Raw genomic sequence first — 12163 nt, 5'->3', positions numbered from 1 at the left:
AAGAATTTCCCTTTTGGTATTCAGGATAAAACAGGGGATGTTTGAAAAAACTATGGTTGCATTCATTAACGATGTTGAAAGGAGTTTCTAGATGTTACGTAAATTGCTTTTATTTGTGTTTACCATCATTATTTCGTTTTCATGTTCAACGAAGATCGCCATTGCAAAAACAGCTCAGCCTACCATCAACGTGCCTTCTTCAGCTTTAAATATTTCAAAAGAAAATACGTATCCAAATGCTAGTCAAGACACGCCTTATTTGCAGCCGAGTGAGTTCACAAAAGAGCTCATTGAAACGTCAAATGTAAAAATTGAAAACCCTGATTTAATTCGTATATTAAATGAATCAAACATTTCTAAAACTCCATGGGCAATTGGATTTAGAGCAACCATTTTTTTAGGACAGTGGCCGTTAAATTATGAATCAACAGAAACAAACGTTAACTGGCAGCACCAGCGAATCAATACGAATCATTATGATAACAGAGCAGGAAAAACTCAGTACAAAATGATGTACAGTCAGGAAAATCAAAGCCATGTAAAAGGCGGATTAACGGCAAAAGTGCCTCAGCCTGATCATGTTAAACAAATGATGCTAATTGAAGCAGCTAAAAAAACAAAGCTCACTTTATCATTTCAAACGTTTGTAGGTGCCGGAACGAAAAAAGACCAGGTGTATAACGTAGCTCCTAAAAAAGTAGGTTATCTCTATGCGTACACGCCTGCTGTAAGTGAAAAGGGAAAAGTAACGTATGGGGAAGTATATGTAACGGTAAAAGGCAGCAAGCGTTCAATTGTGGTGAGAAATGTAACGTCTCAAGGAATTGGAGCATGGATTCCAGTACAAGATTATGTCTCCTTAAGTTTCGGGGCTTACGATCAGCCGAGATAACAAAAAAGAGATTCCAGTGGTGGAATCTCTTTTTGTTATTTTGTAATGTTCGCTTGGAGTTTGCTAAAATCAGTATCTTGATAATAGCTGTTTTTTACCAAAATATTAGGTCCCAAACAAGAGACCGCTGAACAATGGCAGCTAAGTTCTTTAGAAATTGTGCTTTGCTGCCACGTATCAAAAGCGTCTGTAAGCTTTGTATCTTGAATGTTGCCAAGAGGAGGCGTATCACCAAAATCAGTTACGATAATATCTCCGTCGAAAATATTTACATTTAGGCGAGAACGTCCGTCTGGATCGTTTCGAACGGTTACATTTTTACTGCTATACAAGCGCTGTAAAAGCGTTAAGTCTTCCTCGTTATTACTGCATGCATAAAACGGCAGCGTGCCGAATAGCATCCACACATTTTCATCTCGAATATCAAGAAGGTGATGAATCGCTTGACGCATTTCAGGAAGAGATAATGTCTCTAAGGTGCTGGCAAAGTCACTTAGATACATAGGGTGTACTTCGTGACGCTGACAAAGCATTTCATCCACAATTTGACGATGAATTTTTTCCATATGAGGAAGCGTACGTTTATTTAACATCGTTTCAGCTGATACCGTTACACCTGCTTTTACAAGCGCGCGGCTGTTTTCAATCATACGGTCGAAATATTTGGCGCGCTGCTCATAAGTAGGCTTTCGCTCCATCATTGCAAAGCCAGCTTCCACAAAATCGTCCATCGTTCCCCAGTTGTGAGAAATATGTAAAACATCTAAATAAGGAATGATTTGTTCGTAACGAGCAAGATCTAATGTTAAATTTGAATTAATCTGTGTACGGACACCACGTTCATGTGCATACTTTAATAAAGGCACCACATAATTTTTCACAGAAGATAGGGACATCATAGGCTCTCCGCCCGTAATGCTTAACGCCCGAAGAGTTGGAATTTCATCGAGACGTTTTAAAACTAAATCAAGAGGCAGTGCGTTTGGGTCTTTTGGCTGCAGCGTATATCCAACTGCGCAGTGCTCACATCGCATATTACAAAGCGTCGTTGTTGTAAATTCAACGTTTGTGAGCGTCGGTTTGCCATATTGTTTCATATCTAAATACGCTTCCCACGGATCGAACTCCGGGGTAATTCGTTGTAAAGTGGCCATAAAAAAACTCCTTTTATTTTTCCGTAAAGTGAAATGATGATGAAAACATCTCACGGTCCGTCCTGCTAGACTAAATTATACGTCCCATTCAAAACGGACACCAGTGACTATTATGGATTTTATTGCTTTTAGTTGTCAAATATGAAAGTATTCGTTAGGATATAAGGAAATAAGAATGAAAAGCTACATCAGGAGGGTTTAAAATGGGAAACGCCGTTCGAGATAAAGATTCACAAGTACGTTATTTAAAAGATCGTTTAAATATGTTTGTACATGTATTAGACTCTATGGAGCCTGAAAACACAGATCTAGAAGATATTGACCGTTTGATTACAATGATTGATGACCTAGAAGCAAAATGTGAGCAGTTTAAAAAAGATAAAGAATGAAGAAGAAAAAAGCGCTAGAAAAACTAGCGCTTTTTTGCTTGAAGTAGAAATCCTCCTATAAAGGTCTTTCGAAACAATTTTTGAAGGAGTATAATAAATTTTGAAAGTTGTACGACAGATAGATAAATACATACATTAGCGGGATATGGGAGGAATTAAGTGATGATTGAAGCTTTAAAACAAAGCATGTACGATTTAATTGTTGAAACATCTACAAAATTGCCAAAAGACGTTCGACGTGCTATCGCAAAGGCAAAAGCGCGTGAAAATGCAGGAACGCGTGCAGCAATGTCTTTAGCGACCATTACCAATAATATTAAAATGGCGGATGATAACTTATCGCCAATTTGTCAAGATACAGGTATGCCAACATTTAAAATTAAAACCCCTGTAGGAGTGAATCAGCTTCAAATTAAAGAAGCGATTTATTGGGCAATTGAAGAAGCAACAAAGCACGGAAAGCTTCGCCCTAATTCTGTAGATTCGTTAACGGGAGAAAACAGCGGTAATAATTTAGGCGGAGGCACGCCGGTTATTAAGTTTGAACAGTGGGAAAATGACTATATTGATGCGCGTCTTATTTTAAAAGGCGGCGGCTGTGAAAATAAAAACATTCAGTATAGCCTGCCTTGTGAAGTAGAAGGGTTAGGCCGAGCTGGCCGTGATTTAGACGGTATTCGTAAATGTGTGATGCACTCAGTATACCAAGCGCAAGGCCAAGGCTGTAGCGCCGGCGTCATTGGTGTTGGAATCGGTGGCGACCGTACAACAGGCTATGAATTAGCAAAAGAGCAGCTGTTCCGAAACTTAGATGACGAAAATCCAAACGCTCAGCTGAAAGAATTAGAAGAGTATGTAATGGAGAATGCTAATAAGCTAGGAATCGGTACAATGGGCTTTGGCGGAGAAACGACATTACTTGGCTGTAAAGTCGGCGTAATCAATCGTATTCCTGCTAGCTTCTATGTGTCAGTTGCGTATAACTGCTGGGCTTACCGTCGCTTAGGTATTAAAATCAACGCTGATACAGGAAGCGTTCAAGAGTGGCTGTATCAAGAAGGCGAAGAAGTAGATTTTAATAAAAATGCAGGTGCAGAAGAGAAACAAAATGCGGATGAAACAAAAGAAGTTGTATTACAAGCACCTATTACAGAAGAGCAAATTCGTGAATTAAAAGTTGGTGACGTAGTGCGCATCAACGGTATGATCTACACAGGACGCGACGCTATTCATAAACATTTAACAGACCACGATGCGCCAATTGATTTAAATGGACAAATCATTTATCACTGTGGCCCGGTTATGTTAAAAGACGAAGATGAAAAATGGCACGTAACCGCTGCAGGACCAACAACAAGTATCCGTGAAGAACCTTACCAAGGAGATATTATGAAGAAATTTGGTATCCGCGCGGTTATCGGTAAAGGCGGTATGGGTCCTAAAACGCTTGCTGCTCTTCAAGAGCACGGGGGCGTATACTTAAATGCTATCGGCGGAGCTGCGCAGTACTATGCTGATTGTATCAAGAGCGTAGAAGGCGTTGATTTGATGCAGTTCGGTATTCCTGAAGCAATGTGGCATTTAAAAGTAGAAGGTTTTACAGCTGTAGTGACGATGGATTCACACGGAAACAGCTTGCATGCAGATGTAGACAAGTCTTCATTTGAAAAGCTTGAGCAATTTAAAGAACCGGTATTTAAATAAACATACTTCGGGAACGTATGGTAAAAAGTAACGTTCATGAACGAGAAAATTGAGTGGATACTAAGCGTAAAATGACTTCCGAAAGGAGCTTCTTATGCGCCGGTTCACCTTTTTTCTCGTTTTTTTATTCGTGATGTCAACAGGCATAGCATCTGTTGAAGCACAAATGTATCCAAACACTCCGATCAGCTGGGGATTTCAAAAAAGTAAAAATCACAAGCCTGCATCCGCAGGTACAGCTTATGAACACATTCTTGCTAAGTATGATGCGTTTTACCTCGGCGATACAACTAAAAAAAACATTTATTTAACGTTTGATAACGGTTATGAAAATGGCTATACACCGCAGGTATTAGACGTGCTCAAAAAAAGAAAGGTTCCTGCGACGTTTTTTGTAACAGGACACTATTTAAAAGAAGAGCCTAAGCTAATTAAGCGAATGGTAAAAGAAGGGCATATTGTCGGCAATCATTCATGGCATCACCCTGACTTAACTCAAGTGGATGATGCACGTTTTAAAGAAGAGCTGCAAAAAGTAAAAGATGAATACAAGAATATTACCGGTCGTGATGAAATGAAGTATCTCCGCTCACCTAGAGGTGTATTTAGCGAACGAACGCTAGCTCTTTCAAAGCAAGAAGGCTATACGAATGTATTTTGGTCACTAGCATTTGTTGACTGGAAAGTGAATGAACAAAAAGGCTGGCGCTACTCATACGACAATATGATGACTCAAATACATCCAGGTGCGATCATGCTTCTGCATACCGTTTCAAAGGATAACGCAGATGCGTTAGATCAAGCGATTGTGGATTTAAAAAAGCAGGGCTATACGTTTAAAAGCATTGATGATTTAATGAACGAACGTAAACAATTGAAGAAAAGTCCTTCTAAAACGAAATAAAGATAAAAACCGACGGGAATATTTCTTCTGTCGGTTTTTTGCTGTTGAAGTGTTATAATATGCGTTGATGTCTTTTTTAAAGCGATACGGTCCAATAGGTTTTAAGCAGCTAAAGACCGTTAATAACTATATAAAGAATTTAAACTAATCGGAGTTGGTCTCATGAATAAACCAAAAACTGAAATGAAAGTTCAAAAAGGACAAACGTTTCCGTTGACGATAAAAAGACTCGGTATTAATGGAGAAGGCGTAGGCTATTTTAAGCGCCAAGTCGTCTTTGTACCGGGAGCATTACCGAATGAAGAAGTGGTTGTAGAAGCAACAAATGTTCAGCATAAGTTTGCCGAAGGGAAAATCAAGCGAATTCGCAAAAAATCTCCTCATCGCGTAGAAGCACCCTGTCCGATTTACGACCAGTGCGGAGGCTGCCAGCTTCAGCACTTATCTTATGAAGGTCAGCTAGAATCCAAGCGAGATATTGTTCTGCAAGCGTTCGAACGTCACAGTTCATTAAAAAAAGTAGAGGAAAAAACTCGCCAAACGATTGGTATGGAAGATCCGTGGCGCTACCGTAATAAATCTCAGTTTCAAGTCGGCGTGGACAAACAAAAAGTCATTGCGGGTTTGTATGGACTGAATTCTCACCGCTTGATTGATATTGAAAACTGTCCCATTCAGCATAAAGCTACAAATCACGTGACAAAAGAAATAAAACAAATTTTACAAGACCTTCAAATTCCTATCTACAATGAGCGTAAACGCCGTGGAATTGTGCGTACCATTGTATCTCGAGTAGGGTTTGAAACGGGTGAAGTTCAAATTGTCTTGATTACAGCTAAAAAAGAAATTCCGAAAAAAGAGCTGCTGATGAAAGAAATTCAGCGCCGCCTGCCGGAAGTGAAATCACTCGTACAAAACGTAAACGGTCAAAAAACATCGCTTATTTTTGGAGACGAAACGTTTACACTTGCTGGAAAGTCGGTGATTCAAGAAACGTTAGGTGATATCTCATTCGAACTTTCAGCGCGTGCATTTTTCCAGCTGAATCCTCTCCAAACGGTGAAGCTATATGAAGAAGTAAAAAAAGCAGCTGCGCTAACAGGCAGTGAAAAAATCGTAGATGCTTACTGCGGAGTAGGGACAATTGGCTTATGGCTTGCTAAAGATGTCAAAGAAATTCGCGGAATGGACACGATTGAAGAATCCATTGTAGACGCGCGAAAAAATGCCAAAGATCATGGATTTGAACATGCCACGTATGTAACAGGTCCGGCTGAAAAATGGATGCCGCAGTGGGTAAAAGAAGGCTGGAAGCCAGACGTTATCGTCGTTGACCCGCCGCGAACAGGCTGTGATGACAAGCTTCTAAAAACAATTTTACAAGTAAAGCCAAAGAAAGTGGTTTACGTATCTTGTAATCCATCCACATTAGCCAAAGATGTGCAGCAGCTGTCGAAGGCTTATAACGTTGATTACATTCAGCCTGTTGATATGTTCCCTCATACAGCGCATGTGGAGAATGTAGTGAGTTTGACGTTAAAGAAATGAATAGAAAAAGAGTAAAAGAGCAGATTTGATTCTGCTCTTTTTTCTTTGTAATAAGGAGGTCTTTATCACAAGTAAAGGAACAAGGTTTTTATGTAGTATCATATTTCAAATAAGGAAAATAAATGAAACTAATTTCTCCTATTGACAAAGCATCCATCTGGTATTAGAATAAACAACTATTCGACAGTCATTATCTTGATTGAAAAATTTAATACGTAGAAAGCTATGATTGCTATGGATCACACTATAGCAGGAGCAGCTTCTGGAGAGATCGCGATAGTTTCGCGACGCCGAAGGGTTCACAATCTCAGGCAAAAGGACAGAAGAGTACCGGATATTTATTTGGCATGTTACTAATTGGTAGCATGTACCATAATATTTGTTATTCTTATGACCATGAGATTGGAGCGCATCCAATCTCTTTTTTTATTGGGCTTTATTTTGTAGTCCGCACGATCGCATCAAAGGTTTTATTGTTAGGAGGAGTTAGAGTTGGAACAACGAGAATTAAAGAGGGATTTATCCAATCGTCATGTTCAGCTAATCGCGATTGGAGGAACCATTGGGACGGGATTATTTTTAGGTTCTGGTAAAGCCATACAGCTTGCAGGTCCCTCTATCATCTTTGCTTATTTAATTGTGGGTATTTCGCTTTTCTTTGTGATGAGAGCGCTAGGAGAACTACTGCTGTCTAAAGCAGGTTATCAATCGTTAACAGATATTGCTGAAGAGTATCTTGGACCATGGGCTTCATTTGTCACAGGGTGGACGTACTGGTTTTGCTGGATCATGACAGCTATGGCTGATGTGATTGCCGTTGGCGTATATGTGAAATATTGGTTCAATATTCCTCAGTGGATTCCTGCACTTATTTGTGTAATCATTTTATTAGGACTTAACTTATTAACCGTAAAATTATTTGGAGAATTAGAGTTTTGGTTTGCTTTAATAAAGGTTATTACGATTCTTGCGTTAATTGTTATTGGCGTTATTTTACTGGTAATCGGATTTAAAACAGATGCAGGATCCGTTACGGTTCAAAATCTTTGGAGTCATGGAGGACTGTTTCCAAACGGTGTTTCAGGTTTCTTACTTTCATTCCAAATGGTTATTTTCGCATACGTCGGGGTTGAATTGGTAGGGGTATCGGCAGCGGAAACATCAAATCCCCAAAAAAATATTCCATCGGCCATTAATAAAATTCCGCTGCGAATCTTATTTTTCTATGTTGGAGCGCTTATCGTCCTTTTATTTATTAACCCGTGGATGGAATTGAATGCAGCAGAAAGCCCATTTGTTAAAACCTTTAGTTTAGTCGGAATTCCGCTTGCTGCTGGAATTATTAATTTTGTTGTATTAACTTCAGCCGCTTCTGCTTGTAATAGCGGAATGTTTTCAACAAGCCGTATCTTATATAACTTAAGTAAAAATGACCAAGGGCCATCTACGTTTGCAAAACTGAACAAAAACCACGTACCAAGCAACGGATTGTTTGTATCTACGCTGGTTATCTCGGCGGGAGCTTTGTTAAGCAAACTGATACCAGATCAAGCTTTTGGCATCGTAACAACCATCAGCGCTATTTGTTTCATTTGGGTGTGGAGTATCATTTTGATTTGCCATCTAAGATATAAAAAAACACGTCCACAGCTACATGCAGCATCAACATTCAAAGCACCGTTAACACCATTTATAAACTATGTTGTGCTAGCGTTGTTTGCAGTGATTCTTATTATTATGCTGTTTTCTGATGCGACGCGCCCAGCCTTATTGTTGACACCCGTTTGGTTTATTCTCTTATTTGGTTTTTACGGGGCTAGAAGGAAGAAGAAATAGTAAATGGGTGACCTCATCATTTCGTGATGGGGTCTTTTTATTGGAAGATAAATAATTGATTTCTACTGTATGAAGAAAATGCAGTAAGCAAAGTTTATATAAGAACCCTAAAAAAGTTTTAGCAGAAAATACAGTGAAAAAGCTCATAGTTTTCTGATAGTAATGTAGAACCAAATGCTTTTCTTCTATGTCTAAAGGTGGAATTCTATCATTTACATGGAAAAGTTTTCATTTTGCAGTACAATGGAGGTAGACTTCATTGAATTAAGGTGAACAAACATGAAATGGTTTAAATCTCATACGTTTTGGAAAATCTTCACGATTAATGTGCTTCTTATTTGTACCGTACTGACGCTAATGTTTATAGTTTCAAGAGTGATGCTGCCTAATATTTCTCAAGATCAATATCGACAGGTAACTGATAAAACCGTCAAGAGAATGAAAGAGCAAATTAACATCGTTATTAAAGATATTTGGAGCTTGGGCGACGAGGTACAGCAAGATCCTATTTTTTTATCAGATGATGAACAAGAGATAGACAAAGAACTGCAGAAAATAGTTAATATTTCACCGTATATCGATAGCGGAACCATTTTTAATACAAAAGGGTATGTGGAGCATTATTACCCAGATGATTTAAAGAGTATGAAGCACGTGAACTTAAGTAAAAGAAAATATTTTCAAGAAGCGCTGCGAACTAAAAAAATATATTTAAGCGATGTCGTTTCAGCAGACACAAAGCATTACATTGTGGTGATGGCAATTCCTATTTTGGATGAGCAGCAAAATGTAAAAAAAGTTATAAATTTAGCGCTGCGCATTGAAGAAAATAAAAGCTTTCAATCCATTTTTCAAACGTTCGATATAGGAGAGAACGGCTATACGTTTATTGTAGACCGCAATGGTAGAATTATTTCACACCCTGAGAAACAGAGAATCGGTGAAAATGCCAGGGAAAATGAAATCGTTCAGGAAACGATGAATCATAAATCAGGATATCAGCGCGTTGTGAACACCGAAGGTAAGTACTTCTTTGCGTCATTTGAATATATTCCTGTTTTGGATTGGGGAATTGTCGCTGAATTACCCGTTGAAGAAATTTACAGGCCTTATGAAACGTTTGAAAAAACGCTTTGGACCGTTTCAGGTATTACAATTTTACTGCTTTCTTTTTTTACTGCGTTATATGCAAGGCAAATTGTGAATCCTATTCGTAAACTATATGAATTGGCGGGACAAGTAGCGCGCGGGAATTTTAATCAAAAAATTCCGGAACGAGAAATTGAGCGGGGGGAAATCGGTACTTTATCTAAACAGTTTAATGAAATGATTAGCTATATACGCCATTCTAAAGCAAATTTACAGCAAAAAGAAAATCAGCTGCAGGAACAAAAAACGTTTTTAAGACAAGTCATTGACATTAATCCAAGCTATATTTATGCCATTAATCAAAAAAGGGAGTTCATTCTTGTTAATGAATCTTTTGCGATGCTGCTAGGTGAAAAATCTGATGACTTGATTGGACAACCAATTGATAAATATCAATTCAACCTTCAATCAGATCTTTTATATAAAGGGACGTTTTCAAACTGTACGCAAAAAGGGATGGTATTAGAAGAACAGTTTAAAGATTCGAAAGGAAACCGGCGCTGGGTCGAAACAGCAAAACTTCCTATTATGAATGAAAAACAGGAAGTGATTCAAATGCTGTGCGTATCGACAGATATTACGGAGCGTAAAAAAGCAGAAGAGAAGCTTAGAACTTCTGAGAAGCTTGCCGTTGTAGGAGAACTTGCAGCTGGAGTTGCTCACGAGATCAAAAATCCTTTGACTTCTTTAAAAGGTTTTGTTCACTTATTAAAAGAACAAAATCCCAAAGATGCTTTGTATATAGATATCATGGAAACTGAATTAGAACGAATGAATGGAATCGTAGAAGAATTTTTGATGTTAGGAAAACCTCAGGTTATGAATGTTGAACCCTTGAATATGCAAGCGCTTGTTCAAGAAGTGTGCTCGCTTCTTGAACCTGAAGCAGTAGAAAAAAAGGTAGCTTTCATATTTGAAAGGGATGAGCAATTACCGCAGGTATATGGAGATAAAAATCAGTTAAAACAAGTATTTATTAATATTATTAAAAACTCTATCGAAGCAATGCCTGAAGGAGGGGGCATTCATATTACGATTAAAGCAAAAGAAAACCACCTTTGGCTGCAGCTTGCTGATGAAGGGCAAGGTATTCCTCCTGAACGGTTAGCGAAGATAGGTGAGCCTTTTTATAGTACAAAAGAAAAAGGTACAGGTTTAGGGCTGATGGTTAGCTATCGGATTATTAAAGCTCATCATGCGCAGATGACATTTTCTAGTCAGTTAAATCAAGGAACAAGTGTGGATATATTGTTTCCAATCATAAAAAAGTAGGGGAAGTTCCCCTACTTTTTATTATTATACTTATAATATATCAAAAGCTTTCATGCTACTAAAACAAACGAAAGCGCTAAAGAAGATATCCACAGGTTAACAAGAAGTTAACTGCTGAATTGTATAGGATATTCACAACTTTATCCACATTATTCACATTTTTTCAGAAAATTTACATAAAAATTACCCACTGTCATTTCAAGTTATGAAAGCGGTAATATACATATCCGATAAAGTTATGCACATTATCCACATAATTGTGGGTAAACTTTGTGGATATAGTAGATTATTAAAAAAACGTAAATCATACGCATGAAATCTTCGTGTTATTATCTTTACATAATATAAAACGTCCTTCCGATACACAGTGTACAGAAAGGACGTTGGGATGATCAAGCGTTGGATAGAGATGTTTTGCCTCACTTATTTTTTCGTGTAGCCGCCTGCACGATCCGCTTTTTTAAACTCGCGGCCGTAATAGATTTCTTGAGCGCTACTTAACGTATTTTTTGCGTTTTCTTTTCGTTTCTTTTCAGACATAAAAAAACCTCCAATTAACGTTTTTCGATCATGCTACTTATTTTTTCCAGAATCTCTCGTTTTTAATCATAAAAAAAAGCTCTCCGTGTAACGGAGAGACTCTTACGCTTCTTTAAGCTGGTGATCTTCTTGAACGTCTTGTTCGTGACGCAGGTAGTATAATGTATACAAGTCTTTTGGAATTTCGTATAAATCATATACGTCTTCATGTTGATTAATTTCATCGTATAAAGCTTTGTGTGTTTCATTTGCAAGTACTGCATAAGGCAGTTTTTCGGCAGCCTTAATAGACCTGATATTGATTTTACGAATTCGCATAAAAATTCGCTCTATATTTAACTCAAAGAACAGTTCATTAAAGAACGCTTCTTTTGCAATTTGATTATATCCTTTTCCATGAAACGGTTTGCCAAGCCAAGTGCCTAAAAAACCGGCTTGATCCTGTACATCAAATAAATTAATGGTGCCGATAGGGTTACCCCATTCATCTAAAATCGTGCGAGAAATAATTTCTCCATGATCTTCTGCTTCCATCGTTTGTTTAGTCACAAATAAAAATTCTTCATAGGAATGGGCTTTATGACGAACAAAAGGGAAGACATCAGGATGTACCATGAGTTCGTATAGAGATTGACAGTCATTTAGGTCACGTTTTTTTAACATAACTTTTCCCTCCTGATCGAGGGTATATACAGACTCCAATCAAGTCCCCACCCTCGAAATTTTTTAATAATTAAAAAAATTTCGGGGTGGGAATCGAACCCACTAGAACCAG

Annotated in this window: 10 protein-coding genes and 1 riboswitch; of the genes, 7 read left to right on the top strand and 3 right to left on the bottom strand. The window is 38.1% G+C overall.

What is annotated here, in order from left to right:
• The first annotated feature begins 91 nt into the window (after window positions 1–91).
• Window positions 92–892, top strand: coding sequence for a YfkD famly protein (locus tag SCI76_RS12120; protein WP_028412446.1), 801 nt, complete (start codon window positions 92–94; stop codon window positions 890–892).
• 35 nt (window positions 893–927) lie between these two features.
• On the opposite strand, the gene yfkAB is transcribed toward SCI76_RS12120, so the two are convergent.
• Window positions 928–2046: a radical SAM/CxCxxxxC motif protein YfkAB gene (gene yfkAB, locus SCI76_RS12115; protein WP_407545221.1), complete on the bottom strand. Its 1119-nt coding sequence runs from the start codon at window positions 2044–2046 to the stop codon at window positions 928–930.
• 203 nt (window positions 2047–2249) lie between these two features.
• Here yfkAB and SCI76_RS12110 point away from each other — a divergent pair, with 203 nt between their 5' ends.
• The 6 genes from SCI76_RS12110 (at window position 2250) to SCI76_RS12085 (ending at window position 10848) form a co-directional block, all read left to right on the top strand.
• Entirely contained in the window at window positions 2250–2435 is a 186-nt protein-coding gene (locus tag SCI76_RS12110) for an SE1561 family protein (protein ID WP_013081532.1), read from the top strand.
• Between the two features lie 162 nt (window positions 2436–2597).
• Window positions 2598–4139, top strand: coding sequence for a fumarate hydratase (locus SCI76_RS12105; RefSeq protein ID WP_098627107.1), 1542 nt, complete (start codon window positions 2598–2600; stop codon window positions 4137–4139).
• A 94-nt stretch (window positions 4140–4233) separates the two neighbouring features.
• Window positions 4234–5043, top strand: coding sequence for a delta-lactam-biosynthetic de-N-acetylase (gene pdaA, locus SCI76_RS12100; protein ID WP_165635413.1), 810 nt, complete (start codon window positions 4234–4236; stop codon window positions 5041–5043).
• A gap of 162 nt (window positions 5044–5205) precedes the next feature.
• The gene (gene rlmD / locus SCI76_RS12095) at window positions 5206–6591 is read left to right on the top strand and encodes a 23S rRNA (uracil(1939)-C(5))-methyltransferase RlmD (protein WP_168761405.1); all 1386 of its coding nucleotides are present in this window, start codon (window positions 5206–5208) and stop codon (window positions 6589–6591) included.
• 252 nt (window positions 6592–6843) lie between these two features.
• Window positions 6844–6924, top strand: a riboswitch (glycine riboswitch).
• Between the two features lie 159 nt (window positions 6925–7083).
• A complete protein-coding gene (locus SCI76_RS12090; RefSeq protein WP_221831900.1) occupies window positions 7084–8427 on the top strand; it encodes an amino acid permease in 1344 nt (447 codons plus the stop codon).
• 279 nt (window positions 8428–8706) lie between these two features.
• Window positions 8707–10848: a PAS domain-containing sensor histidine kinase gene (locus SCI76_RS12085; protein WP_028412439.1), complete on the top strand. Its 2142-nt coding sequence runs from the start codon at window positions 8707–8709 to the stop codon at window positions 10846–10848.
• Window positions 10849–11271: 423 nt separating this feature from the next.
• On the opposite strand, the gene SCI76_RS12080 is transcribed toward SCI76_RS12085, so the two are convergent.
• Window positions 11272–11388: a YfhE family protein gene (locus SCI76_RS12080; protein ID WP_013055148.1), complete on the bottom strand. Its 117-nt coding sequence runs from the start codon at window positions 11386–11388 to the stop codon at window positions 11272–11274.
• A 102-nt stretch (window positions 11389–11490) separates the two neighbouring features.
• Window positions 11491–12051, bottom strand: coding sequence for a GNAT family N-acetyltransferase (locus SCI76_RS12075; RefSeq protein ID WP_013055149.1), 561 nt, complete (start codon window positions 12049–12051; stop codon window positions 11491–11493).
• Between the last annotated feature and the right edge of the window lie 112 nt (window positions 12052–12163).

The organism is Priestia sp. HNGD-A6 (assembly GCF_045784335.1).
Taxonomy (GTDB): domain Bacteria; phylum Bacillota; class Bacilli; order Bacillales; family Bacillaceae_H; genus Priestia; species Priestia zanthoxyli.
Note: the sequence above shows the minus strand (reverse complement) of the source record. Positions and strands in the feature narration are given on the sequence as shown.